The organism is Deinococcus seoulensis (assembly GCF_014648115.1).
GTDB lineage: Bacteria > Deinococcota > Deinococci > Deinococcales > Deinococcaceae > Deinococcus > Deinococcus seoulensis.
Map to the genome: position 1 here is coordinate 298,369 of NZ_BMQM01000001.1, position 24,809 is coordinate 323,177.

Annotated in this window: 21 protein-coding genes; 13 read left to right on the forward strand and 8 right to left on the reverse strand. The window is 68.1% G+C overall.

Features of this window, described 5'->3' with window-relative positions:
* Positions 1-176 precede the first annotated feature (176 nt).
* The 3 genes from sucC to IEY70_RS01415 all read left to right on the forward strand — a co-directional run bounded on the left by sucC (position 177) and on the right by IEY70_RS01415 (position 2,933).
* Positions 177-1,337: an ADP-forming succinate--CoA ligase subunit beta gene (sucC, locus tag IEY70_RS01405; RefSeq protein WP_189063172.1), complete on the forward strand. Its 1,161-nt coding sequence runs from the start codon at positions 177-179 to the stop codon at positions 1,335-1,337.
* Positions 1,337-2,242 (forward strand): succinate--CoA ligase subunit alpha, encoded by a 906-nt coding sequence (gene sucD / locus IEY70_RS01410; protein WP_189063173.1) that lies wholly within the window; start codon positions 1,337-1,339, stop codon positions 2,240-2,242. The genes sucC and sucD overlap by 1 nt, the downstream gene beginning before the upstream one ends.
* Positions 2,243-2,363: 121 nt before the next feature.
* Positions 2,364-2,933: a hypothetical protein gene (locus IEY70_RS01415; protein WP_189063174.1), complete on the forward strand. Its 570-nt coding sequence runs from the start codon at positions 2,364-2,366 to the stop codon at positions 2,931-2,933.
* Positions 2,934-3,308: 375 nt separating this feature from the next.
* On the opposite strand, the gene bshA is transcribed toward IEY70_RS01415, so the two are convergent.
* Complete coding sequence (bshA, locus tag IEY70_RS01420) at positions 3,309-4,439, reverse strand: N-acetyl-alpha-D-glucosaminyl L-malate synthase BshA (RefSeq protein ID WP_189063175.1); 1,131 nt, start codon at positions 4,437-4,439, stop codon at positions 3,309-3,311.
* Between the two features lie 223 nt (positions 4,440-4,662).
* On the opposite strand from bshA, the gene IEY70_RS01425 reads away from it, so the two are divergent.
* Positions 4,663-5,508: a DegV family protein gene (locus IEY70_RS01425; protein ID WP_189063176.1), complete on the forward strand. Its 846-nt coding sequence runs from the start codon at positions 4,663-4,665 to the stop codon at positions 5,506-5,508.
* A 206-nt stretch (positions 5,509-5,714) separates the two neighbouring features.
* On the opposite strand, the gene ileS is transcribed toward IEY70_RS01425, so the two are convergent.
* Both ileS and IEY70_RS01435 read right to left on the reverse strand, forming a co-directional pair.
* The gene (ileS, locus tag IEY70_RS01430) at positions 5,715-8,903 is read right to left on the reverse strand and encodes an isoleucine--tRNA ligase (RefSeq protein WP_189063177.1); all 3,189 of its coding nucleotides are present in this window, start codon (positions 8,901-8,903) and stop codon (positions 5,715-5,717) included.
* A 121-nt stretch (positions 8,904-9,024) separates the two neighbouring features.
* Complete coding sequence (locus IEY70_RS01435; RefSeq protein WP_189063178.1) at positions 9,025-9,369, reverse strand: DHCW motif cupin fold protein; 345 nt, start codon at positions 9,367-9,369, stop codon at positions 9,025-9,027.
* Positions 9,370-9,980: 611 nt separating this feature from the next.
* Here IEY70_RS01435 and rho point away from each other — a divergent pair.
* From rho to IEY70_RS01470, 7 genes are all read left to right on the forward strand, one after another.
* A complete protein-coding gene (gene rho / locus IEY70_RS01440) occupies positions 9,981-11,258 on the forward strand; it encodes a transcription termination factor Rho (RefSeq protein ID WP_189063179.1) in 1,278 nt (425 codons plus the stop codon).
* A gap of 31 nt (positions 11,259-11,289) precedes the next feature.
* A complete protein-coding gene (locus IEY70_RS01445; RefSeq protein WP_189063180.1) occupies positions 11,290-12,660 on the forward strand; it encodes a M23 family metallopeptidase in 1,371 nt (456 codons plus the stop codon).
* Entirely contained in the window at positions 12,657-13,088 is a 432-nt protein-coding gene (locus IEY70_RS01450) for a response regulator (protein ID WP_189063181.1), read from the forward strand. The genes IEY70_RS01445 and IEY70_RS01450 overlap by 4 nt, the downstream gene beginning before the upstream one ends.
* A gap of 106 nt (positions 13,089-13,194) precedes the next feature.
* Positions 13,195-14,085 (forward strand): pyridoxal 5'-phosphate synthase lyase subunit PdxS, encoded by an 891-nt coding sequence (gene pdxS, locus IEY70_RS01455; protein ID WP_189063182.1) that lies wholly within the window; start codon positions 13,195-13,197, stop codon positions 14,083-14,085.
* A 3-nt stretch (positions 14,086-14,088) separates the two neighbouring features.
* Positions 14,089-14,694: a pyridoxal 5'-phosphate synthase glutaminase subunit PdxT gene (gene pdxT / locus IEY70_RS01460; RefSeq protein ID WP_189063183.1), complete on the forward strand. Its 606-nt coding sequence runs from the start codon at positions 14,089-14,091 to the stop codon at positions 14,692-14,694.
* A gap of 200 nt (positions 14,695-14,894) precedes the next feature.
* On the forward strand, positions 14,895-15,641 hold the full coding sequence (locus tag IEY70_RS01465) for an alpha/beta fold hydrolase (RefSeq protein WP_189063184.1): 747 nt from the start codon (positions 14,895-14,897) through the stop codon (positions 15,639-15,641).
* The gene (locus tag IEY70_RS01470) at positions 15,638-16,387 is read left to right on the forward strand and encodes an alpha/beta fold hydrolase (RefSeq protein ID WP_189063185.1); all 750 of its coding nucleotides are present in this window, start codon (positions 15,638-15,640) and stop codon (positions 16,385-16,387) included. The genes IEY70_RS01465 and IEY70_RS01470 overlap by 4 nt, the downstream gene beginning before the upstream one ends.
* A gap of 173 nt (positions 16,388-16,560) precedes the next feature.
* Here the strand turns inward: IEY70_RS01470 and aspS are convergent, their stop codons facing one another.
* The 3 genes from aspS to IEY70_RS01485 form a co-directional block, all read right to left on the reverse strand.
* Positions 16,561-18,318, reverse strand: coding sequence for an aspartate--tRNA ligase (aspS, locus tag IEY70_RS01475; RefSeq protein ID WP_189063186.1), 1,758 nt, complete (start codon positions 18,316-18,318; stop codon positions 16,561-16,563).
* Positions 18,315-19,646: a histidine--tRNA ligase gene (hisS, locus tag IEY70_RS01480; RefSeq protein WP_189063187.1), complete on the reverse strand. Its 1,332-nt coding sequence runs from the start codon at positions 19,644-19,646 to the stop codon at positions 18,315-18,317. The genes aspS and hisS overlap by 4 nt, the downstream gene beginning before the upstream one ends.
* Positions 19,647-19,844: 198 nt before the next feature.
* Complete coding sequence (locus IEY70_RS01485; RefSeq protein ID WP_308425499.1) at positions 19,845-20,117, reverse strand: IPT/TIG domain-containing protein; 273 nt, start codon at positions 20,115-20,117, stop codon at positions 19,845-19,847.
* A gap of 132 nt (positions 20,118-20,249) precedes the next feature.
* Here IEY70_RS01485 and IEY70_RS01490 point away from each other — a divergent pair, with 132 nt between their 5' ends.
* Complete coding sequence (locus tag IEY70_RS01490) at positions 20,250-21,215, forward strand: diacylglycerol/lipid kinase family protein (RefSeq protein WP_189063189.1); 966 nt, start codon at positions 20,250-20,252, stop codon at positions 21,213-21,215.
* A gap of 163 nt (positions 21,216-21,378) precedes the next feature.
* Here the strand turns inward: IEY70_RS01490 and IEY70_RS01495 are convergent, their stop codons facing one another.
* Positions 21,379-22,356 (reverse strand): tyrosine-type recombinase/integrase, encoded by a 978-nt coding sequence (locus IEY70_RS01495; protein WP_189063190.1) that lies wholly within the window; start codon positions 22,354-22,356, stop codon positions 21,379-21,381.
* 95 nt (positions 22,357-22,451) lie between these two features.
* The gene (lnt, locus tag IEY70_RS01500) at positions 22,452-23,984 is read right to left on the reverse strand and encodes an apolipoprotein N-acyltransferase (protein WP_189063191.1); all 1,533 of its coding nucleotides are present in this window, start codon (positions 23,982-23,984) and stop codon (positions 22,452-22,454) included.
* Positions 23,985-24,046: 62 nt separating this feature from the next.
* Between lnt and IEY70_RS01505 the strand changes: the two genes are divergently transcribed.
* Positions 24,047-24,751, forward strand: coding sequence for a metallophosphoesterase family protein (locus tag IEY70_RS01505; protein WP_189063192.1), 705 nt, complete (start codon positions 24,047-24,049; stop codon positions 24,749-24,751).
* Positions 24,752-24,809: the final 58 nt, after the last annotated feature.

Sequence of the window (24,809 nt, forward strand, 5' to 3'; positions counted from 1 at the left end):
GCCGGGCCGCCGGAATGCTGTACAGTACGGGCAATCCCGCCTTCAGGCCCGCCCCGACTGTCCCCGCACTGGAGACAGCGTGAGCGGGATCACCTGCCATGCGCTTATACTCGTTTATCGGGACAATCGACACGGCCTTTCATCAGGTCCGACAACACCCCCAAGGAGGGATCACCGTGAAACTTCACGAGTATCAGGGTAAGGAAATTCTGCGCCAGTTCGGCGTCAACGTTCAGGACGGCAAGGTCGCCCGCACCCCCGACGAGGTGCGCGCCATCGCCCGCGAGTACGGACAGCCCGTCGTTGTCAAGGCCCAGGTGCACGTGGGCGGACGCGGCAAGGCCGGCGGCGTGAAATTCAGCCCCACCGAAGACAAGGCCTTCGAGAACGGCGAGAAGATCCTCGGCATGGACATCAAGGGCCTGACCGTCAACAAGGTTCTGGTCACCAAGGCTGTCGACATCGACGCGGGCGTCGAGTACTACGTCGGCATGATCGTCGACCGCAACGTGCAGAGCTTCACCCTGATGGCCAGCGCCGAGGGTGGCATGGAAATCGAGGAAGTGGCCGCCGCCACCCCCGAGAAGATCATCAAGCACCGCGTCGACCCCGTCACGGGCCTGCGCCCCTACGAGGCGCGCGAGGTGGCCATCAAGGCCGGCTTCAAGGGCAACCTGAACAAGATCGCCGACATGATGGTCAAGATGAGCGAGGCCGCGCTGAAGCGTGACGCCGTGCTCGTCGAGATCAACCCGCTGTTCGTCGGCCCCGACGGCATCCCGCTCGCGCTCGACACCAAGTTCGAGATCGACGACAACGCCATGTACCGCCACGCCGACCTCGCCGACTGGCGCGAACTGGAAGCCGAGCACCCCCTCGAAATCGAGGCCAGCAAGTACGGGTTCGCCTACGTGAAACTCGACGACGGCAACGTCGGCGTGCTGGGCAACGGCGCGGGCATCGTGATGACCAGCCTCGACGTGGTCAACCGCGCCGGCGCCAAACCCGCCAACTTCCTCGACATCGGCGGCGGCGCCAAGGCCGAGATCGTGTACAACGCGGTCAAACTGGTCAGCAAGGACACCGACGTCAAGGCCATCTTCATCAACATCTTCGGCGGCATCACCCGCGCCGACGAGGTCGCCAAGGGCGTCATCCAGGCCCTGAACGACGGCATCCTGACCAAGCCCGTGCGCATGCGCATCGCGGGCACGGCCGAGGACGAGGCCAAGGCGCTGCTCGCCGAGGTGGGCAGCCCCCTGATCCAGATGTACGCCACCATGTTCGAGGCCGCCGACGAGGCCGCCAAGGACGCCAACGCCGCGGAGGGCAAGTAATGGGCATTCTCGTTGACAACAACAGCCGCGTCATCGTGCAGGGCATGACCGGACGCGAAGGTGCGAGCCACAGCCGCGCCATGAAAGACTTCGGCACGCAGGTCGTCGCGGGCGTCACGCCCGGCAAGGGCGGCACCGACTTCGAAGGCTGGCCCGTGTACAACAGCGTCGCCGAGGCGAAAGCCGCGCACGACGCCAACGTCAGCATCATCTTCGTGCCGCCCGCCGGCGCCGCCGACGCCGTGCTGGAAGCCGCGCACGCCGGCATGCCCCTGATCGTCCTGATCACCGAGGGCGTGCCCACCGTCGACATGATGAAGGCCGTGCAGGAAGTCAAGACGCTCGACGCGCAGAGCCGCGCCGAGGGCGGCCAGGGCATCCGACTGATCGGCGGCAACTGCCCCGGTCTGGTCACCAACGGCCAGGCGAAAGTCGGCATCATGCCCAACAAGATCTACACCAACCCCGGCCGCATCGGCCTGATCAGCCGCAGCGGCACCCTGACCTACGAGGCCGCCAAGCTGCTGAACGACGCGGGCATGGGCACCAGCACCACCGTCGGCATCGGCGGTGACCCCGTGATCGGCACGACCTTCGCGGACGTGCTGCCCCTGTTCGAGGCCGACCCCGACACCGACGCCATCGTCGTGATCGGCGAGATCGGCGGCGCGGACGAGGAAGCCGCCGCCGAGTACATCGCCCAGCACATGAAGAAGCCCGTCGTGGCCTTCATCAGCGGCCGCAGCGCGCCCAAGGGCAAGCGCATGGGTCACGCCGGCGCGATCATCATGGGCGACGTGGGCACCCCGGAAAGCAAACTGGCCGCGTTCGCCGCTGCGAACGTCCCGGTCGCCGACACCATGCCCGAGATCATCGACATGGTCAAGGCCGCTCTGAGCAAGTAAACCAGAGGACACGCAGGCCCGGCTCACCCCAGTGGTGGGCCGGGCCTGTTCATGTGACGGGGATGAACGGTGCGTCCACCTGCCGTCACACGCCGGTCAGACTCGCGCGTAGACTGTGGGTATGAACCTGCGATCCCTCCTGATCACGATTTCTCTCCTGTCTGCCGGGCAGGCCCTGGGGCTGACCATCCGCGGAAGCGTGGAGGGCAGCGGTCCGGACGACACGCGCGTGGCGGGGTTCGTGGTATCGCCGTTCGGGCAGGCGGTCGAGGAAGTGACCAGCGTGCCCCTGGAGAATGGCCGGTTCGTGCTGGAAATCCCGACCACGGCCCCCACGGCGCGCGCGCAGGTGGACCTGACGCCGCAGAACGTCACGTGGCCCGGCGTGATCGACCCGGTGCAGGTGTCCGGGCAGGCCCGCGTGGCCGAGCTGAAGTTCTTCGTGTACCGCGACGTGAACAACAACGGTCGCCGCGACGACAACGAACCCCTGCGGGACGTGCTGCCCAGCGTGGGCCGCGCCACCCTGTTCGTGGCATGGGTGAACACTGACGTGACCGTGAAGGCCAGCAAGGGCTACGCCGCGACCCTGAAACGCGGCTGGAACGCCCTGATCGTGGACGTGGGCCGGGCGGTGGCCGTGCAGCCGTTCAGTGATTCCACGGTCGTCACCGTGCGTCTGACCCGCTGAAGCGCCGCGCCGCCAGTGCAGGCGAGCGCCAGAGCGTGAGGGAGGGGTGAATCGCCTCTCCCTGCCTTCTGTGTCCTCTGATACGGACTCCGATTGAATGGGCTGCAAAGCCCGTTCAATCCGAGCGGATGCGAGCAGGAGAAAAACGGGTTCCGGACGTGGAGCCGGCAATCCGGTGAAGTTCCGGATTGTTGGCGAAACAAACGGAATCCGTATGACAGCGGTCAAACGGACTGCTGTTGTAGGGAGGACGGCAGCCCGGCAGGCATCCTGAATAGAGGCAACAAATATTTCACGAACTGGATTAATCGTGAAACTATTCACTTGCTTCTGTGCAGTTGCCCGGGAGCAGGGAAGACCCCACCCCCACCCGACTCAGGCCAGCGCGCCCGCGATGGTCCGCTCGTACGCCCGGATGTACTGCGGCACGATCTGACTCTGATGAAACTTCGTCAGCGCAGCCTGACGGCCCGCCGCGCCCATCTGCAGGTACAGGTCGCGGTTGCGCAGGATCTTCAGCGCCGCGTCCGCCATGGTGTCCACGTCACCCACGTCCGCCATGAACCCGGTCACGCCCTGCTCCACGACCTCCGGAATGCCGCCCGCGTTCGACGCGACCACCGGCACCTCGCAACTCATGGCTTCCAGCGCTGCCAGCCCGAAACTCTCCTGACTGCTGGGCAGCACGAACAGGTCACTGATGCCCAGCACCGTCTCCACATCCGGGAATGACCCCAGGAAATGCGTGCGGCCGATCACGCCCAGCTGCCGCGCCAGTTCGAACACGCGGGGCCGCTCGGGGCCGTCCCCGATCATCAGCAGCCGCGCCGGAATCTCGCTCGCCACCCGAGCGAACACCTGCACCACATCCTCGGCCCGCTTGATCGGCCTGAAGTTACTGACGTGCACCAGCAGCGCCTCGTCCGGATGCGCGAACCGCGCCCGCACCGCCGGGTCCGTCACCCGCACGAAGCGGTCACTGTCCACGAAGTTGTGAATCACCTCGATCTCGCGGTCCAGGCCGAACACCTCCTGCGTGTGCTGTGCCAGGTAACGCGACACGGCCGTCACGTGATCACTCTTCTGAATGGCGTGCCGGGTCGTGTGCCGGAACGCGGGTTCCAGGCCCACCAGCGTCACGTCCGTGCCGTGCAGCGTGGTCATCACCCGCGTGCGGCCCGAGATGGCCCGCGCGTGAATGGCGGCCGTGGCATGCGGAATGGCGTAGTGCGCGTGAGACAACTCCAGGTCGTGCTCCAGGATCACCTCGGTCAGGGTGTTCGCGGCGGCCAGTTCCGGGTACGGCTGATCGAACAGCGCGTACGCGTACCCGCTCACCTGATGAAAGTACGGGCCGCGCATCCCGCCGTGCCCGCCCAGCCGGAACGGTTGCGCCGACCCCACGAAGTGCACCTCGTGCCCGGCACGCGCCACCTGCAACCCCAGTTCGGTCGCCACGACCCCGGACCCGCCCGCGCTGGCGTGGCACAACACCGCGACCTTCACCGCGTCCGCCCGTGAATCTGACTGCGTTTCTCATGCTTCATGACTGCGGAGTATAGACGGCCCCAGCCCACGCAAACGTCGCCCTGAACGCCATCCAGCCCACACCGCGCCGCGCCGCCCGCCAGACAGAACCCTGACAGTTCCGTGTATGAAGACCACCCGCCGGGCAGCAAGCCGAAAATCTCACAGTGACCGGCCCCCGTAACGACTACAACACAGGTATATGATTGCCGTCGTCACCGACTCCACCTGCGACCTGCACCCCGACAGTGCCCGGCAACTCGGCATTCAGGTCATCCCACTTCAGGTGCGGATGAACGACCGCACCCTCCTCGACTGGCAGGAAGTCGACCCGGACGCCGTGTACGACCACATGCGCGCCGGAGGGAACGCCACCACCTCACCCATCAGCGCCGACACCTTCGCCGCCCGCTACCGCGACCTGCTACAGACGCACGACAGCATCCTGAGCATTCACATCTCAGGCAAACTCTCGGAAACGGTGCGGCACGCCCGGCAGGCCGCCGAGACGCTCGGCATGACCGACCGCATCCTGATCGTCGACAGCGAACTCGCCAGCGGTCCCCTCGCCGAGGCCGTCCTGGCCGCCCGCGACGCCATCTGGGCCGGAGCGGACCTTCAGGCCGCCGCGCAGGCCGTCCACACCGCCCGCACCCGCATGCACTCCGAACTGAGCGTCGCCAGCCTCGAGTACCTGCGCCGCAGCGGCCGTATCGGGCGCGCGCAGGCGTTCCTGGGCAACATGATGTCCGTGCGGCCCATCCTGAACTTCGAGCACGGCGAACTGAAAGCCGTGCGCCGCGCCAAGGTCGACCAGGCGACCGGCGAGATGCTGACCACCCTGCGCGAACGCTTCGGCACGCAACCCCTGAGCGTCACCATCATGCACGCCGGACGCGACACCGCCCGCATCAACGCCCTGCGCGACGCCATGACCACCAGCGGCCTGAACGTCCACAAGGGCCGCGTGCAACTCATGGGTCCCGTCATCGGCGCGCACGTCGGCCCCGGCACGTACGGATTCACCGCCATCCCCATCGAAAGCTGAACCGCCCGGAAGAACAGGCAGGGGGGCCGCGTCACGACTGGACGCGGCCCCTCTGCACTGCCATGCTCATACGGACTGCCGTTTGTTTCGTTAACAGATCGGAACACCACCGATCTGTTAACTCCATGTCCGACAGCCCGCTTCGACTCCTGCTCGCATCCGCTCGGATTGAACGGGCTTTGCAGCCCATTCGATCCGAGTCCGTATCAGTTGTGGCTGGTCGTCTCCAGGCGTTCCAGGTAGGCCGTTCCGCCTTCGAGTTCCGCCTCGAACCCGCCGCCCGCGCCGAACACCAGCGTCTCGGCGAGCGTCTCGCTCATCAGGTACTCCTGCCAGACTTCGGCGGCCTCGCGGGCGTCGCCCTGAAGGTCCAGGTGCAGGCTGATGCGGTCCTGCACCTCGAACCCGGCCTTCTTGCGGGCGTCCTGCACGCCGCGCACCAGGTCGCGGGCGAGGCCCTCGAGTTCCAGTTCGCGCGTCAGGGTCGTGTCGAACGCGACGAGGTACCCGGCTTCCTCCTGCGCCGCGAAACCTTCGGGGGACTGGGCGTCCACGAGGACCTCGTCCGGCCCGAGTTCGAAGCGTTCGCCGGTGGGTGCCACGACCTCGAACTGCTTGCCGTCCCGGACGAACCGGGCGATCTCGCTGGCGTCGGCGGCGGCCAGCGCGGCGCGGACCTGCGGGACGGCCTTCCCGAACTTCTTGCCCAGCAGTGGCAGGTTGGGGCGCAGCACGTAACTGACCAGTTCGGCGTACTGGTCGATCAGTTCGACCTCCTTGACGTTCAGTTCCTCCTTGATCTGCTCCGCGAACCGCCCCAGGGCCTGTGTCTGCTCGGCGCTGCGGGCGCGCAGCATGACTTTCGGCAGCGGCTGACGCTGGCGCAGGCTGGTCTTCCCGCGCACGGCGCGGCCCAGGCTCACGACGCGCAGCACGGCGTCCATCTCGCCCACCAGCACGGGCGCAGCCAGCGCCCCGTCCACCACGGGCCACGCGGCGAGGTGCACGCTCTCGGGCGCGCTGTCGTCCACGCTGCGCACGAGGTTCTGGTACAGCGTCTCGGCCAGGAACGGCGTGAACGGCGCGGTCAGCAGCGTCACGGTCTTCAGCGCGTGGTGCAGCGTGGCGTACGCGGCAGTGTCCACCGCGCCGTCACCCGCCCAGAAGCGGCGGCGATTGCGCCGCACGTACCAGTTGCTCAGGTCCTCGGTCACGAAGTCCTGAAGCGCGCGGCTCGCGCCGGTCGGATCGTAGTTCTCCAGGGCGGCCGTCACGGTCTCCACCAGCGCCTGCACCTTCGCCAGCAGCCAGCGGTCCACCTCGGGCCGGTCGGCGGGGGCGGGCGCGGCACTCAGGTCGGGCCGGTCGAGGTTCGCGTACAGCACGAAGAACGAGTACGTGTTCCACAGCGTCAGGAAGTACGAGCGGAACGCCTCGCCGACGAGGTTCATGCCGAAGCGGCGGCTCAGTTCGGGCGGCGCGCTGACGTACATGTACCAGCGGGCGGCGTCCGCGCCGTACTGTTCGAACACGTCCCAGGGGTTCACGACGTTCCCCTTGCTCTTGCTCATCTTCGCGCCCTTCTCGTCCAGGATGTGCCCGGAGCAGATGACGCTCTTGTACGCCACGGAGTCGAACACCATCGTGCCGATCTGGTGCAGGCTGTTGAACCAGCCGCGCGTCTGGTCGATGGCCTCCGCGATGAAGTCGGCCGGGAAGCCGCCGTTCTCGAACTTTTCTTTGTTCTCGAAGGGGTAGTGGTGCTGCGCGAAGGGCATGCTGCCGCTGTCGTACCAGACGTCCATCACGTACGGCACGCGCCGGAAGGTCTTGCCATCTGCCTCGAAGGTGATGTCGTCCACGAACGGCCGGTGCGGGTCGAAGTCGGGTCCCGTCAGTTCGGGGCGGCCGCTCAGTTCGGCCAGTTCGGCGTAACTGCCGACCACGCGGTACTCGCCGTCCTCGGCCTCCCACACGGGCATCGGTGTGCCCCAGTAACGGTTGCGGGACAGGTTCCAGTCGATCAGGTTCTCCAGCCACCCGCCGTAACGGCCGTTGCGGATGTGCGCGGGGTGCCAGTCGATCGTCCCGTTCAGTTCGATCAGGCGTTCTTTCAGGCGGGTGTTGTTCAGGTACCAGCTCTCGGTCGCGTAGTACATCAGCGGCGTGCCGCAGCGCCAGCAGTGCGGGTAGGCGTGCAGGAAGTTCTTTTCCTTCCACATCAGGCCGCGCGCGCGCAGGTCGCGGACGATCTCGTTGTTCGCGTCCCGGAAGAACACGCCCGCCCACGGCCCGAAGCGGTGCTTGCCCGTCTCGTCCACACCCACGATTACCGGGAAGCCGTAGTTGCGGGCCAGCCGCATGTCGTCCTCACCGAAGGCCGGCGCGGTGTGCACGATGCCCGTGCCGTCGCTGTCGGACACGTAGGTGTCCAGGCCCGACATCCACACGGGCTTGCCTTCCCCCTCGGCCTCGTAGGCCTCGGTGAACAGCGGCTGGTACGCCACGCGCTCCAGCTCGCTGCCCTTGAAGGTCCTGACGACCTCGGCGTCCTCGCCCAGCACCTCGTTCTTCAGGCTGGCGGCCAGGATCAGCACGTTGCCGTCCTTGTCGCGCGCGGCCACGTACTCGAAGTCCGGGTGGATGGCGACGCCCACGTTGTAGGGCAGCGTCCAGGGGGTGGTCGTCCACACCAGGAACGCCGCGCCGTCCTCCAGGCCCAGGCTGGCCGGGTCGGTCAGGCGGAACGGCACGTACACGCTGGGGTCCTGGATGTCCTTGTAGCCCTCGCTGACCTCGGCGTTGCTCAGGGTCGTGCCGTCCTTGGGGCAGTACGGCGCCACGCGGAAGCCCTTGTACAGCAGCCCCTTGTCGTTCAGGTTCTTGACGCTCCACCAGATGCTCTCGATGTAGTCCCTGTGCAGCGTCATGTACGCGTCGTCCAGGTCCACCCAGTAGCCCATGCGCTCGGTGAACCGGCGCCACTCGGCCTCATACTCGAACACGCTGGCGCGGCACTCCGCGTTGAACCGGTCGATGCCGTACGCCTCGACCTCACGTTTGCTGTTCAGGCCGAGTTTCTTCTCGACACCCAGCTCGACCGGCAGGCCGTGCGTGTCCCAGCCGGCCTTGCGCGGCACGTGATAGCCCTGCATGGTCCGGAAACGCGGGAACAGGTCCTTGAACGAGCGGGCCTGCACGTGGTGCACGCCGGGCTGGCCGTTCGCGGTGGGCGGCCCCTCGAAGAACGTGAAGACAGAGCCGCCTCTGGTCTGTTCCAGCGAGCGTTCGAAGATGCGGCGGTCCTGCCACCACGCCAGGGTGTCCTGTTCCAGCGCGGGGAAGTTCGGGTTGCCCTGCACGGGCGTGAAGAGGGTCTTCTTGTCGGTGGTCATGTGATCTCCAGAAGGGGGGTGTGGGCTGCGGGTGCGGGCCGGAGGCGGGGGTCACCCGCGCCCGGATCGGCGGGCCGGGCAGGACGGGGCAGAGGAGAAGGCGGGGTCATCGGGGTCAGGGCTAGTCGACGATGAACAGCGTGGCCCCCTGCTGCGTGCTCGACCGGTGCGGTTCGGCGTGGTCGGCCACCTGATAAGACTCGCCGGGGCGCAGGGTGAAGGTCCGCCCGTCGGCCAGTTCGGTGTCCAGCTGCCCGGCCAGCACGAGCAGGACATGGCCCTTCTCGCACCAGTGGTCTGCCAGATACCCGGCGGAGTACTCGACCATCCGCACGCGCACGGGTCCGCCCGGCCCGGCCCCGAACTGCCGGGTGCGCCACAGGGCCACGCCGCGCTCGCCCGGATGTTCGGTCACGGGCACGTCGGCCCAGGTGGTCACCCCGAAGGGAATGTCGGTCAGGTGCATACGGGTGGCCTCCGGGGCACTGGGAAGGGGGGCGGCGCGTCTCGGCGGTCGGTGTGTCCCGTGAACGGGGACGCACTTCGTGCTGGGACGCGCCGCCCCCCTGGGGAGTGCGGTGCGTGGTACCACCCAACTTCACTGCCCGTCCGGGCAGCCTCGTTGCAGGTCCCTCTGTCGGGGGGCGTCCGGACGGTTCTACTGATCCCCGGAGTGGGGGGTTCTTCCGTCTGCGCGGGAGGTGATCTTCGCGGCTCGCGGCTGGCGTCAGGCTCTCACCGTCCCTGACTCGCTCGTGCTGCCCTGCGCGCCCTACTGTCCTCACGGTCGCTTCGTGATTGTCTCACCCCAGTGTGGGGCTGCGCTCATGGTAGGGCGGCAGGCTGGTCCGGTCAACGTGCGCCGCAACCGCGCGCCGGGCAGGGTATGCTGAAAGCCGTTTCGTGTCGCTGTCTCCTTCATCCGGTCTGCGCGTGGCCCTCCGGCGGCCGCAGGTGTTTACAATCATTGCCAGGGAGAACGTTTATGGATTTCTTTATCAATACTGCTGTCACCGCACCGGGCCGCGCCGAACGCGCCGCCCGCACGGGTCTGGCCGCCGGGGGTGAGGTCAAGCAGTGACCGACCCAACCCGCACTGGCCTGCCCTTTCACGAACTTCAACAGAAGATCCTGCCCGAACTGCACCTGATTGCCGCCGGGTACGGCATCGAGAACTACCGCAAACTGAAGAAAGACACCCTGGCGCTCGCCATCATGGAGCACCAGGCGGACGCCGAGGGGCAACTGCTGGCCCGCGGGTTCCTGGAAATCAGCGCCGACGGGTACGGCTTCCTGCAGGCCGACCTGCTGGACCCGAACAGCCGCACCGTGATCATCACGGCCGGACTGATCAAGCAGTTCCACCTGCGGACCGGTGACGAGATCATCGGCCGGGCCCGCAAACCCCGCGAGAACGAACGCTTCGGCTCTCTCGTGCAGGTGGAGGCCGTCAACGGCCTGGACCCCGAGACGGCCCGCCGCCGCCCGCGCTTCGATGACCTGACCCCTACCTTCCCCGAGGTGCAACTGGTCATGGAAGACCCCAGCATGGACGATGGCCTGAGCCTGCGCGTCGTGGACCTGCTGGTGCCGATCGGGCGGGGGCAGCGCGCCCTGATCGTCGCGCCGCCCAAGGCCGGGAAGACGACCCTGCTGAAGAAGATCGCGAACTCCATCGTCAAGAACTACCCGGACGTGACCGTGATGGTCCTGCTGGTCGACGAACGCCCGGAGGAAGTCACGGACTTCCGCGAGAGCGTGCAGGGTGCGCAGGTGATCGCCAGTACCTTCGACGAGCCGCCGCAGCATCACGTGCGCGTCGCGGAGTTCGTGCACGAACGCGCCCGCCGCATCGTCGAGGAAGGCGGGCACGTGGTGATCCTGCTGGACTCCATCACCCGACTGGCCCGCGCGAACAACCTCGTCACCCCGCCCACCGGCCGCACCCTGTCCGGCGGTCTGGACAGCAACGCGCTGCACTGGCCCAAACGCTTCCTGGGCGCGGCCCGCAACATCCGCGAGGGCGGCAGCCTGACCATCCTGGCCACCGCGCTCGTCGAGACGGGCAGCCGCATGGACGACGTGATCTTCGAGGAATTCAAGGGCACCGGCAACGCGGAACTCGTGCTGTCGCGCCGCCTCGAGGAACGCCGCATCTTCCCGGCGCTGGACATCCTGAAGTCCGGCACGCGCCGCGAGGAACTGCTGCTGCAACCCGAGGTACTGAAGAAGATGTGGCTGCTGCGCAAGGTCATCAGCGATATGGACCCGGCGGACGCCATGGAAATGCTGCTGTCCCGCATGGGTAAAACCCGGAACAACGTCGAATTCCTGCAGGGCCTCGCCGGCGGTTGACGTTGTCTATTCTCGACTCTGGAGTTCACACTTGCCTTTTCCCTTTCCCCGCGGCCTGACCTTCCGGGCCGCCGTGACCGGCGCGCTGCTACTGGCCGCCACGACCGCCCACGCCCAGCAGGCCACGCCCCTCGAGCAGCTGCTCTCGCCGCTGCAACCGAACCTGCAGGCCCCGGCCGACCTGACCCTGGACCGCGCGCCCCGCAGCCTGGACATCGTGACCGACGGTCAGACGACCGAGGCCGAGGTCGCGCGCCGCTACGGCGTCACGGCCGGAGCCGTGACCGTCACGGACAAACGCGCCGGGCTGCGCTTCGTGCGCGTGACCCTCGCGGACCGTGATTCGGCGCGGCAGCCGCAGCGGCCCGCCACGGTCGTGCGGTACGTCGTGCGGCCCGGCGACACCATGGCCCGCGTGGCGAACCGGTTCGGGATCACGCTGGTGGACCTGCTGAGCGTGAACCTGAGCCGCAAGAGCCTCGACCGCCTGAACGCCGGGGCCGTCCTGAACGTCCCCACCCGCGAGACGGGTCTGCTGGTGCGCATCAAGCCCGGTCAGTCGGCGCTGTCCCTGATCGCCGGGTACGGCGCGGACATCGTGGCGACCGCCCGCGCGAACGACGTGCTGCCCACCGAGTTGCAGGTCGGTGACCTGCTGCTGCTGCCGGGCATCCGCGCCGAGAGTTTCGCGCAGACCCTCGCCAGGAAACGCGAGGCCGAACGCCAGGCTGCCCTGGCCGCCGAACGGCAGCGCCGCTACGACGCGTACCTCGCGCAGAAGAAGCAGAAGGAACGCGAGCGTCTGGAAGCCAAGTACGCCGCGCAGAAGAAGTACGAGGAGTACCTCGCCTGGAAATCCAGCCCCGAACGGCAGGCCAGGATCGAGGCGTACGAACGGCAGGCGCAGTACGAGGCGGCCCAGGCGGCCAGGAAGGCCCGCGAGACGGCCGCCGCGCAGGCCGCCCAGGCCAGTGCCCAGGCCACCCGGCAGGGGTCCGTGGCGGCGGCCAGCAGCGGTTCCCGCTCCGGGCTGGCGTGGCCGATGCGGTCGTACCGCATCACCAGCCGGTACGCGGAACGTGACATCGCCTTCCACCAGCAGGTGTTCCACGGTGGCGTGGACCTCGCGGCACCCTACGGCACGCCCATCTACGCGGCGTCCGCCGGGACGGTCACCGAGAGCCGCTACGGCGCGTTCGGTCTGAACGTGTACACCACGAGCGGGGACAGCACCCTGATCTACGGGCACATGAGCCGCACGGCCGTCTCGGCCGGTCAGCGCGTCGCGCAGGGGCAACTGCTGGGGTACGTGGGCTGCACCGGCGTGTGCACCGGCCCGCACCTGCACTTCGAGGTGCGGATCGGCGGGCGTACCGTGGACCCGCTGGGCATGCTGCCGTGACCCTCTCCGGGCCGCGTCTGCACCTGCTGGTCGTGGACGACGAGGAGCAGATCCTGGAACTGCTGGACCTGACGCTGTCCATGCAGGGCTTTCACGTGACGCCCGCCCCGAGCGGCCCGGCCGCGCTGCGGTTGCTGCGGACCGCGCCGGTCGAGGTGATCGTCATGGACGTCCTGATGACCCCCTGGGACGGGTTCGACACGGTGCGCCGCATGGCCGATCAGCGTCAGGCGGACAACGCGGCGGACCCCACGGCGGCCGCGCCGTTGCCGCCCGTGGTGTTCCTGTCCGGGCTGGCCCGCCCGTCCGTGATGCCGGAACTGGGGGACGGCGTGCTGTCCGAGTACCTGGTCAAGCCTTTCCGTCCGTCGCAGCTGGTCGAGGTGATCGAGCGGGTGCGGCTGCGCTGGGAGCAACTGTACGGCTGACCCGGACCCCGGGCGGAGTACCCGGCACCCCCCACTCCCGACTGACCCCATTCACTCCCTGAATCTGACCCTTCCCCTGGGGTCAGATTCGTCCTATGGTCTGGGCATGACCGAAGCGAACACCGGCACTCCCGCCCTGAAGCAGGGCTTCGCAGAAATGTTCAAGGGCGGCGTCATCATGGACGTCGTGACCGCCGAGCAGGCCCGCATCGCCGAGGCCGCCGGCGCGACCGCCGTGATGGCCCTTGAACGCGTCCCGGCCGACATCCGCCAGGACGGCGGCGTGGCCCGCATGAGCGACCCCAAGATGATCAAGGAGATCATCGGTGCTGTGACCATCCCCGTCATGGCCAAGGTCCGCATCGGGCACATCGTTGAAGCGCAGATCCTTCAGGCGCTCGGTGTGGACTTCATCGACGAGTCCGAAGTCCTGACCCCCGCCGACGACCAGTTCCACATCCTCAAGCACGACTTCAAGGTCCCGTTCGTGTGCGGCGCCAAGAACCTCGGCGAGGCCCTGCGCCGCGTCGGCGAGGGCGCCAGCATGATCCGCACCAAGGGCGAGGCCGGCACCGGTAACGTCGTCGAGGCCGTCCGTCACGCCCGCACCGTCCTGGGCGAGATCCGCGCCATCCAGTCCCGCCCCGCCGAGGAACTCATGACCGTCGCCCGCGACCTCCAGGCGCCCTACGAACTGGTCCGGTACGTGCACGAGCACGGCAAACTGCCGGTCGTGAACTTCGCCGCCGGCGGTGTGGCCACGCCCGCCGACGCCGCCCTGATGATGCACCTGGGCCTCGACGGCGTGTTCGTCGGCAGCGGCATCTTCAAGAGCGACAACCCGGAACGCCGCGCGCAGGCCATCGTGAAGGCCGTCACGCACTACCAGAACGCCGACATCCTGGCCGAGATCAGCGAGGACCTGGGCGCCCCCATGACCGGCATCAACATCGACGACCTGATCCCGGCCGAGCGCCTGGCCAGCCGGGGCTGGTAAGCCGTGACTGCGCCCCGCATCGGTGTCCTGGCCCTGCAGGGCGCGTTCCGTGAGCACCGTCAACGCCTGGAGAGCCTGGGCGCCGCCGTCACGGAAGTCCGCCTGAGCAGCGACCTGCGCGGCCTGTCCGGCCTGATCCTGCCGGGAGGGGAGAGCACCACCATGGCCCGCCTGATGACCGAGTACGCCCTGTGGGAGCCCGTCCGGGCCTTCCACGCGGCGGGCGGGCACCTGTGGGGCACCTGCGCGGGCGCGATTCTGCTGTCCCGTGAGGTGCAGGGCGCGCCCCCGCAGTTCGGGCGGCAGGACAGCCTGAACCTGCTGGACGTGACCGTGCAGCGCAACGCCTTCGGACGGCAGATCGACTCGTTCACCACGGACCTGCCCGTGCGCGGCCTGGAAGGGGAGTTCGCGGCGGTGTTCATCCGCGCCCCTGCCTTCACGCGCATGGGTGACGGCGTGGAGGTCCTGGCGTCGTACGGGGACCGGGCTGTGATGGTCCGTTCGGGCCGCGTGACCGCCAGCGCCTTCCACCCGGAGTTGACCCCTGACGCCCGCCTGCACGCGCTGTTCGCCCGGCAGTGCGCCGCGCCGGTCGCCACGGCCTGATCCGGGTTGCGATCAGAGGGGCGGCGTCCTGCGTGGGCGCCGCCCCTCTCCAGTTGGGTGGTTCATGCAAACAGGAAAGAGTATTTTCACGAACCAGGTAAATCGTGAATACTTTCACTTACGCACCATGGAGCCCATTACACCATGAACCGTAAGATCCTCGCAACGTCACCCTCCTCCACCTCACCTATGCTGCGCTGGTGAGCTCTCGCACCTTCCACCAGGACGGCCGGTCCCTGCACGTCACCGCCAGCGGGGAAGGGCCGCCCGTCGTCCTGATCCACGGCCTGAGCGGCTCGCGCGGCTGGTGGCGGTACAACATTCCCGCCCTGCGAGGCCGCTCGCGGGTGTACTCGCTGGAACTCAGCGGGTACGGGCACGCCCGCCGCCAGCGGTCCCTGACCGTGCGGGACATGGCCGCGCTCGTCGCCGCGTGGATGGACGACGAGAACCTGCGGGACGTGACGCTCGTCGGGCACTCCATGGGCGGGCACATCAGCATGCACGTGGCGGCCCTGGCCCCGCAGCGCGTGCGGAACCTGGTGCTGGTGTGCGCCAGTGGCCTGCTGCGTTCGCAGGCGTACCTGACGGCGCTGCACCTGCCGCGCGCCGCCCTGATCGGCCGCAAGCGGTTCCTGGCGCGCGTCCTGACCGACGCCGTGCGGGCCGGGCCGGTCAACCTGTGGCGGAACGCCGTGGACCTGCTGAGCGACTCGGTGCAGGACAGCCTCCCGCTGATCCGCGCGCGCACCCTGATCGTGTGGGGGGAACGGGACGTGCTGGTCCCGCTGGCGCTGGGGCAACTGCTGCACGAGGCGCTGCCCGGCTCCCGCCTGGAAGTGATCGAACGGGCCGGGCACATCGTGATGGTGGACGCCCCGCAGCGCTTCAACCGGCTGCTGCTGGACTTCATGGACGCCGGCGGGGAACCGGCCGGAACCCCATGACTGACGGTCACCCGCTGATCGTTCCCGTGAACGGCCTGAGCACGCACGCCTGGGTGCGCGGGCGCGGGAAACCGGTCGTGATCGTGCCGGGCCTCGGTTGCGCCTCGTGGATGTACGCGCGGCTGGCACGCGAACTGGCCCGCGAACGGCAGGTGTTCGTGTACGACCCGCCGGGCCACGGGTACAGCGAGGGCCGCGCCGGTTACCCGGTGTGCATCTCGCACCTGACAGATCATCTGGCCGCCTGGATGACCCGCGTGAACCTGCGCAGCGCGCCCTTGCTGGGGCACTCGCTGGGAGGGGAGGTGATCATCGATCTTGCGGGGCGCTACCCGCACCTGAGCGGCCCGCTGATCGCCTGCGCGCCCACCGGCATTCCCGAGAACCCCAGCGTGCGCATGCAACTGCTGCGGCTGCTGCGGGACCTGCCACGCGAACGTCCGGGCCTGCTGCTGCCGGGCCTGAAAGCGTACGCGCACTGCGGGGCGCGACGCATGATCCTCCTGGCCCGCGATCAGGAGGACCACATGACCGGCCCGCTGCTGGGGCAGGTGAGGGTGCCAACCCTGCTGCTGGACGGCCTGTCGGACCCGGTGATCCGCTCGTGGACGGTCCGGCGCATCCAGGCGGACATTCCCGGTGCGGTCATCCGGCAGATTCCGGGTGCGCCGCACGGCCTGACGGACACGCACCCGAGGGCGGTTGCGGCATTTGCGCTGGAGTTTCTGCGCGAACTGAACATGTAACCGGGAGGTCACATCCTCAGAGTTCAGAGGGAGAACATGATTTTCACGATCCAGACAAATCGTGAATACTTTCACTAGCTTAGTCGCTGTTGTTGCTGCTCGTCACCCATCCAGCACACCTGAGGGGGAGTCGCCTGCATGTGCGACTCCCCCTCAGCCTCCCACAGGGGCGGTCAGCTGAGCGCTGGCTCCTCCGCTGCGGCGGGCGGCGTGACTTCCAGGCCGACTTCCGCGAGTTGCGCGGCGTCGACGGGGGAGGGGGCAAGCGCCAACAGGTCCGCGCCACGGTTGTTCTTCGGGAAGGCGATGACTTCGCGGATGCTGCTCGCGCCGCTCATGACCATGATCAGGCGGTCGAAGCCCCAGGCGATCCCGCCGTGCGGGGGCGTGCCGTACTCGAGGGCGTCCATGAAGAATCCGAACTTCTCGCGGGCCTGCGCCTCGGTGAAGCCGATCGCCTGGAACATCCGGGCCTGCACGGCCGGGTCGTGAATTCGGACGCTGCCGCCGCCGACCTCGAAGCCGTTCAGGACGAGGTCGTAGGCCTGGGCGCGGATTTCGCCCTGACGGTCCGTGCCGAACAGGGCCACGTCGTCCGGGTGGGGGGCGGTGAAGGGGTGGTGCATGTACGTCCAGGTGCCGCTGTCCTCGTCGAATTCCAGTTGCGGGAAGTCCGTGACCCAGGACACGTGGAACTGCGGGCCGCCACTGGTCAGGTCGAACAGGTCGCGCAGCGCGAGGCGCACGGCACCCAGCGCGGACACGGCTTTCTTCCAGTCTCCGGCGGCGAACAGCAGCGTGCCGCCCTGGCCGACGCCGGTGCGGGACAGCAGTTCGGCTGCCACGGCGGTCACGAACTTGCTGACGCCGCCCGTGAAGCCGTCACCGTCTCGTTTGAGCCACGCGAGGCCGCGCGCGCCGTTCTGCTTGGCGACCCGTTCGAGTTCGTCGATCTGCTTGCGGGTCAGTTCCGGCGCGGCGATGACCTTGACCGTCTGCGCGTCTGCGAAAGCCTTGAACTCGCCGCCCTGGAACAGGTCCGTCACGTCCACGAACTTGTGATCGAAGCGCAGGTCGGGTTTGTCGCTGCCGTAGTCGTTCATGGCGTCGAAGTACGGGAGGCGCGGGAAGGGCACCGGCAGCTCCACGCCCAGCGTCTCGCGGAACACGTGCGCCATCAGCTGCTCCTGCGTTTCGAGGATGTCGTCCTGCTCCACGAAACTCATTTCCATGTCCAGCTGCGTGAAGTCCGGCTGGCGGTCGGCGCGCAGGTCCTCGTCGCGGAAGCAGCGGGCCAGCTGGTAGTAACGGTCGTATCCGGCGATCATCAGCATCTGCTTGAACAGCTGCGGACTCTGCGGCAGCGCGTAGAACTCGCCGGGGTTCTGGCGGCTGGGCACAAGGAAGTCGCGGGCGCCCTCCGGGGTGGACTTGGTGAGCATGGGCGTCTCGACCTGCACGAACCCCTCGCGGTCCAGGAAGGCCGTGACGGCCGCCACGGCGCGGCTGCGGAGCATCAGGTTGCGCTGCATCTCGGGGCGGCGCAGGTCCAGGTACCGGAACTTCAGGCGGATGTCCTCGGAGACGCTCTCACCCTTCTCCAGCTCGAACGGTGGGGTCTTGGCGGTGTTCAGGACGCGCACGCGCGTGGCGATGACCTCGTAGTCGGCCGCGCCACCCTTGCGCTGCCCTTCCGGGCGGGGCTGGTACGTGCCCTCGATCTCCGCGACGTACTCGGCGCGCAGGCGGTCAGCGTCCGCGAAGGCAGCCGAGTCGGGTTCCACCTGCACCTGCACCAGCCCGCTGCGGTCCCGCAGTTCCAGGAAGATCAGGCCGCCCAGATCGCGGCGGCGGTTCACCCAGCCCTGCAATGTGACGGTCTGGTGGGCGTGCGTGTCGTTCAGTTGGCCGATCAGGGCGGTGCGTTTCATTCGTTCTCCAGAATCGTGGGGGTGGCGGTGAGAGCCTGTTCCTGCGCGGCCAGGAAGGAAGGCAGGTCGGCGAGAAGGACCGTGAACTGCTCGGCGCTGCGCAGGTTCTTGAGTTGCACGGTTCCGGCGGCGGCTTCCTCGGACCCGATCAGGCCCGCGAACAGCGCGCCGCGCCGCTCGGCGTCACGGAAGGCGTTGCCGGGTTTCAGGGCGCGGTACGCGAACTCGGCCCGCACCGACGTGCGCGCGGCCAGGGCGGCCGCCGCCGCAGCGGGCACAAGGCTGTCCTCGAGCGCCGCGACGTACACGGCTGGTCCCGCCAGCGCGGGCAGCGGGTGCCCCTCGGCTTCCAGCGCGATCAGCAGGCGTTCCACACCGAACGCCCAGCCGATGCCCGGCACGGCCTGCGCGCCGATCTGCTCGGCCAGTCCGTCATAGCGGCCCCCGCCGCCCAGCGCGGATTTCGCGCCGACACCCTCGTGGTGCAGTTCCCAGGCAGTGCGGCGGTAGTAGTCCAGGCCGCGCACGATGCTGGGGTCCACGTCGAACTCCACGCCCCAGTCGCGCAGGTAGCCCTGCACCGCATCAAAGTTCGCGCGGGCGTCCTCGCCCAGGAAGTCCAGCATGGGTTTTACGTTCAGCTCTGCGATCAGGGTCTGGTCGTCCTCGCTCTTGCTGTCCAGGATCCGCATGGGGTTGCGGGTCAGGCGGTCGCGGGAATCGTCACTCAGGCGCTCCAGGTGCGGCGTGAACAGCTCACGAAGGTACGCGTTGTACGCCTCGCGGTCCTCCGGGTCGCCGATACTGCCCAGTTTCACGCGCACGCCCGTCAGGCCCAGTTCCCGGACCACGCCCACCATCAGGGCGATCGCCTCGGCGTCCACCAGCGCGTCCGAGCCGCCCAGCACCTCGTAATCCACCTGATGGAACTGCCGCAGCCGCCCGCGCTGCTGCCGCTCGGCGCGGAACATCGGGCCGTGCGTCCACAGTTTCAGCGGGGACGGCAATTGCTTGAGGCCGTTCTGCAGGAACGCCCGCACGATACTCGCGGTTCCCTCGGGCCGCAGGATGTACCCGCCGTGATCCCCGAAGTAATACACCGTGAACATCTCCTTACGGACAATGTCGGTACTGCCGCCCACGCCACGCTTGACGAGGTCCGCCTCCTCGAACAGCGGCGTATCGATCCGCTGCGCGCCCGCGCGTTCCAGCACGCGCCGCGCCGTCTCCACGACCCACCCGTGCGCGGCAGCCGAAACGTCCAGCGTGAGTTTCGGACTGCCGGCCGGCAGGTGGTCTTCTGTGCCCTTGGGGCGCCTAATCGCCATAACCAAAGGAGTTTACAGCATTCACCCCTCACCCCAACGCCGCGCCGCACAGCAGAAATCACCGATCAGAGCGGAGTGCCGGGCCATCCTGAGTGCACAGCAACAGGGGAGAGGGCGGCCCGCCGGAACGGACCGCCCCCCCACTTTCACGCCCTCACGCTTTCGGCCGGTGCCGGACGCGTGATGACTGAGACACGATTACTGCTGAACGCTGTACGGCAGCCCGGTCGACTGCTTCCCGGCTACCTCCACGAACAGCCAGCTCGCCCCGACCGGCGCGTCGGCCGGAACAGTCAGCACGATCTCGCTGTCCGTCCAGGACTGCACCGCCGACGCGGGGAACAGGTACCCGCCCTGGCCGTCCTCGCTGGCCCCCAGGCGAACCTGGCCGGTCGACGGGCCGCCCAGGTAACGGCCCTGAATGGTCACGGTCCCGCCGCGCACGGCCGCTCCGGACACCTTGATCAACATGGGAGTGACCGTCACCATGCGCGAACCCTGCTGGGCCGGAGCGCATGAAGCCAGAACACCCGTTAACAGTAAAGAAGTCACCAAGAAACGCAGCATAGCCAAAGCCTCCGTCCCGGCAGTCTAATGCATTCGATGACCGCCGACCCCCGCACCACCAGCGACACCCCCCCCACCTCCCACACCACACCCGGCCGCGTCCTGGTGATCTTCAACCCGAAAAGCGGCAGCGGCGACAGCGAACTCCCGGCCTTCCTGAAACTTCTGCGCGAAGGCGGCGCGCACGTCACGGAACGGCAGCTGGAAAAAGACACGCCCATCGAGGAGTACCTGAGCGACCTGGGCAGCTTCGACGCGCTCGTCGCCGCCGGGGGAGACGGCACGGTCAGCAGCGTCGCGTACGCCGCCCGGTACAAGAACGTGCCGCTGCTGGCATTCCCGGCCGGAACCGCGAACCTGATCGCGCAGAACCTCGACCTGCCCACCGACGCCCCCGCACTGGCCCGCATCATGCAGGCCGGCCACAGCCTGCGCGTGGACCTCGGCGAGATCGAAGTGCAGGGAGAACGCAGCGGCTTCTGCATGCTCGCCGGCGCCGGCGCAGACGCCACCATGATCAAGGACAGCGAGGAACTCAAGGAACGCTTCGGCGTCATGGCGTACGTCATGAGCGCCATGAAACAACTCAACCCGAAGAAAACCACCTTCCACCTGACCATCGACGGCGAGAAACGCGAGTTCGAAGGGATCGGCGTGATGGTCGCCAACTTCGGCATGGCCAACTACCGCCTGCCGATCACCAGCGACATCAGCCCCAGCGACGGCCGCTTCACGGTCATCCTGATGAAAGCCGGGAATCTCGTCCGACTCATCCCCAACCTGATCGACTCCGTCCGCGCCAAACTGAACCTCGGGGACCCCATCTTCAGCGGCAACCTCGAAACCGTGGAGGCCCGCACCATCACCGTGGACGCCGCCGACCCGTTCCCCCTGCAGTACGACGGCGAACTGCACGTCGAAACCACCCCCTTCAACGCCCGCATCCTTCCCGGAGCCGTGCGGTTCATCACCGCCGCGAAAGCAGACGACGTCGAAACCTGAACGCCCCGCACACCGCACGACCGCCAGGGCAGATGCTCTGGCGGTCATTTGGTACGGTCGGAAAAACAATGTCCAGCACGCATAAAATCACCCAAGCCCACAGGAGGGCCAGGAAGGGGCCAGCAACGCGCGCCGAGGGGTTCAACCCCCTGCTCCGGAACGCCTAGCGGAACCCCTCGACCACATCATCCAGGTCATCCTCCGGCAACTCCACGTACCGGCGGGTCGTGTCCACCTGCTCATGCCCCAGGAACCCCGCCACCCGCGTGAAATCCTTGACGGCCGCGTACAGCTGCGTGCCCGCGTACTTGCGCCCCGCATGGAACCCCCGGAACTCCTGCACCATCCCGCAACGCAGCGCCAGCCGCTGCAACCGCTCGTACGCCGTCGAGTACGCCCGGAACGACAGGACCCGCCCACCTGAGCCCGGCGCGGCCACCCGCCCGGCCTGCAACGCCCCCAGCGCCTCGCGCAGCCGCGCACTGAGCGGCACGATCCGCGCCTTGTCGCCCTTGCCGTGCGCCACCAGTAGCCTCCGCCGCCCCAGGTCCACGTGCTCCCACTCGACCGCCAGCGCCTCCGCGATCCGCAGCCCCGCGTGCGTCAGCAGCAGCAGCAGTACCTGCTCCTGCACGTCCGCCTCGGCCAGCATCGCCTGCACGAAATCCGCCCGGTACGGCGGGTTCTTCACCACGCCCTTCGTCCGGTCCTTCGGGCGCTTCACGTCCGCGAACGGATCGGCGTCCGTCGCGCCCGCCCAGCGCAACGCCCGGTACAACGCGCCCGCCGCCGCCACCCGCGCCTGCACCGTCGCCGGTTTCAGGCCCGACGCGGTCAGGGACGCCACGAACAGCGACGGTTCGCGCCGCCCCGGGTGCAGCAGATTCCAGGCGTTCGCGCCCGCGTGCTCGACCAGCACCTCCACGCCCTTGCGGTAGGCGCGCAGCGTATGCGGACTGAGTTTCACGCCCGCGCTGGTGTCGCTGCTGAGGTACGCGAGCGTGAGTGCCCACAGGTCCTCGAAGGCCTTGTCGCGCGCGGCGGTGATGGCGCGGACGCGCAGGGCTTCGTCGGTCAGCCCGGCGAGGGCGCGGGCCTGGGCGAGGCGGTCGCCGGTGTACGCCTGGATACTCTGGGTCATGTGCGCCGATGATAACATGCATTATCAACGGATGCCGATGGGAGGGCCGAAGTCGCAGCTCTAAAGTCGCAGCGGTAGCCACTCCAGCCAGGTACTCAATTCAGGCGGTCGTTCCGGCGGCGGTCCTGCCGGACGCCGTACGCGACCATCAGCGCCGCCAGCATCAGCGCGGGCCAGTCGCCGAGGCGCATGTAGACGGTGGTGCCGGTCAGGAGTTTCGGGCGGACGTCGAGTGCCTGGAGTTCCTGGCCGTTGTCCACGGTCTGCACGGGTTGCCCGAGATCGTTCACGGTTCCGGCGACGCCGTTGTTGACGCTGCGCACGACCCAGCGGCGGGTTTCGATGGCGCGGACACGGCCCATGCCAAAGTGCTGCTGCACGCCCCAACCCTGGTACCAGCCGTCGTTGCTGGGGTTCACGAGCACCTGCGCGCCCCCGTTGGCCAGCGCACGGGCGACCCAGGGGAACACGCTGTCGTAGCAGATGTACGCGCCGTACAGGACGCCACCGAGCGTGAGTGGTGTGGGGTTGGGGTTGGGAGTCATGCTGGCCAGCGTGAAGCCCAGTGAGGTTTCGATGACGCGGTACACGGGGCCGAGGATGGGACGGAACGGGAATTCCTCGCCGAACGGGACGAGGCGGGCCTTGGCGCTCATGCTCTGGATGGTGCCGCCTGCGCTCAGGCTGGCGACGGTGTTGAATTCCCGGGAGGTGCCGGGTTGCCGGATGGGGTCCGGGCCGGACGGGGTGAGTGCTTCGTACCCGCCGACGCCGCTGATGCCGGGGCCGGGGAACGCGGGGATGGTCTGGCCGGGGGCGGGGCGGGTGCCGGGTGAGCTGATGGCGCCCTCGCTCCAGACGATGACGCTGCCGGGTGGGCGGTTCACGCTGGCGGCGGTCTGCGCGGCAAACTGTTCTTCCGGGGTGAGCTGTCCGCTGGCGCGGCCGAACGCGTCGAAGGTGACGCGCAGGACCCGCATGGGTTGTTCGGGGCCGTCGCCGGGCGTGCGGGTGGCGCCGTACCCGAGCGCGGCGGCCCAGGCGACGGCCGCCAGGACGGCCGGGGCGAGGGGGCGTCTCCCCTGCTGCTGCCGGTTCGGTGAGTGTCTGTTTGTCCAGGCGTGGGCGAGGCTGGCGGCGGTGAACGCGACCAGCACACTGCCGAGCAGCACGCCGCCCAGGTCCGCGATCTGAATGGCGGGCGTGGGCAGCAGCGTGTACCCCAGGGTGGGCCACGGGAACGCGAGCGGCCCCAGGAAACGCAGCCATTCCAGGATCACCCACCCGCCCGCGAGGGCCCAGATACGGCCGGTGGGCGTGCGGGTCAGCGTCACCGCGATGGCGGCCATGACAGCCAGGAACGCGGCTTCCAGTGCGAACAGGATGACCACCAGCGGCGCGGCCCCGAGGAGTTGTTGCAGGAACGCGCCCAGCCACCACAGGTGCAGCGCGAAGTACCCGAAGCCGCCCCAGAACACGCGGGCCGTCACAGCCCGGCGGGTCGGTGCGGCGGCGGCGTACCCGAGCAGGGCGGCCAGGGGCAGGGCACTCAGGAAACTCCACGGGAGGGGCAGGCCGCACGCGGCGAGGGTCAGTCCGAGCAGGGCGGCTATGGCGGGGGCGGGCATCGCACCTATGATAGGGGGGTTGCGAGGAAACTCGTGGCGTTTTGCTCTAGGATGGGTGGACCTTGCGACTGGCCTTCATCAGCGATCTTCATGGGAACATTCACGCCTTGACTGCGGTCAAGCGTTTTCTGTCGGAACATATCGTCAATCAGGTGATTGTGGTGGGCGACCTTGTCGGGTACGGCGCGAGTCCGGGTCCGGTCATCGATTTCGTGAAACGCGAGGGGTGGGTGACGGGCCTGGGGTCCAGTGACATGCGCGTGGCGATGGAACTCGGGGACCGCGCGGACCGCAAGGGCGTGGCGGATCAGGTGCTGAACTGGACGAAGAAGATGCTGGCGCCCGAGCAGGTGGATTTCCTGCGTCGCCTGCCGCCGGGCGGGCGGATCACCACGCCGATCGGGCGGGTCCGGTACTTTCACGGCAGTCCGCACGACCCGGAGGCGCGTCTGGACCTGATGGCGCAGGAGCGTGAGCTGGAGGCGCTGGCCGAGACGCTGGGCGCGCGGGTGGTCGTGGTGGGCGGGTCGCACGTGCCGTTCGTGCGGGTGATCGGTGAGACGACGTTCGTGGATCCCGGCAGCGTGGGCCTGACCCTGAACCACGAGCCGGGCGCGGACGTTGCGATCGTGGATTGCGTGGGCCGCAAACCGAAGGTGTCGCTGCACAAGGTCACGTACGATTTCGCGTCGAGTGCGTTCGACATCATGGCGTGGAACCTGCCGCCCGTGATCGCGGACGTGATCCGCACCGGCCGCATGGGCTGAAGCAGACAAAGGGAAGGCGGGGAACCTCACATGGGGTTCCCCGCCTTTCATGTGCCGG

Bases quoted from the DNA above. Each gene is read 5' to 3' on its own strand.
- aspS (WP_189063186.1), bottom strand. From the start codon at position 18,318: ATGAAACGCACCGCCCTGATCGGCCAACTGAACGACACGCACGCCCAC.
- sucD (WP_189063173.1), top strand. From the start codon at position 1,337: ATGGGCATTCTCGTTGACAACAACAGCCGCGTCATCGTGCAGGGCATG.
- IEY70_RS01470 (WP_189063185.1), top strand. From the start codon at position 15,638: ATGACTGACGGTCACCCGCTGATCGTTCCCGTGAACGGCCTGAGCACG.
- ileS (WP_189063177.1), bottom strand. From the start codon at position 8,903: ATGACCACCGACAAGAAGACCCTCTTCACGCCCGTGCAGGGCAACCCG.
- lnt (WP_189063191.1), bottom strand. From the start codon at position 23,984: ATGCCCGCCCCCGCCATAGCCGCCCTGCTCGGACTGACCCTCGCCGCG.
- IEY70_RS01485 (WP_308425499.1), bottom strand. From the start codon at position 20,117: ATGTTGATCAAGGTGTCCGGAGCGGCCGTGCGCGGCGGGACCGTGACC.
- pdxS (WP_189063182.1), top strand. From the start codon at position 13,195: ATGACCGAAGCGAACACCGGCACTCCCGCCCTGAAGCAGGGCTTCGCA.
- IEY70_RS01415 (WP_189063174.1), top strand. From the start codon at position 2,364: ATGAACCTGCGATCCCTCCTGATCACGATTTCTCTCCTGTCTGCCGGG.
- IEY70_RS01435 (WP_189063178.1), bottom strand. From the start codon at position 9,369: ATGCACCTGACCGACATTCCCTTCGGGGTGACCACCTGGGCCGACGTG.
- IEY70_RS01495 (WP_189063190.1), bottom strand. From the start codon at position 22,356: ATGACCCAGAGTATCCAGGCGTACACCGGCGACCGCCTCGCCCAGGCC.
- IEY70_RS01425 (WP_189063176.1), top strand. From the start codon at position 4,663: ATGATTGCCGTCGTCACCGACTCCACCTGCGACCTGCACCCCGACAGT.
- IEY70_RS01490 (WP_189063189.1), top strand. From the start codon at position 20,250: ATGACCGCCGACCCCCGCACCACCAGCGACACCCCCCCCACCTCCCAC.
- hisS (WP_189063187.1), bottom strand. From the start codon at position 19,646: ATGGCGATTAGGCGCCCCAAGGGCACAGAAGACCACCTGCCGGCCGGC.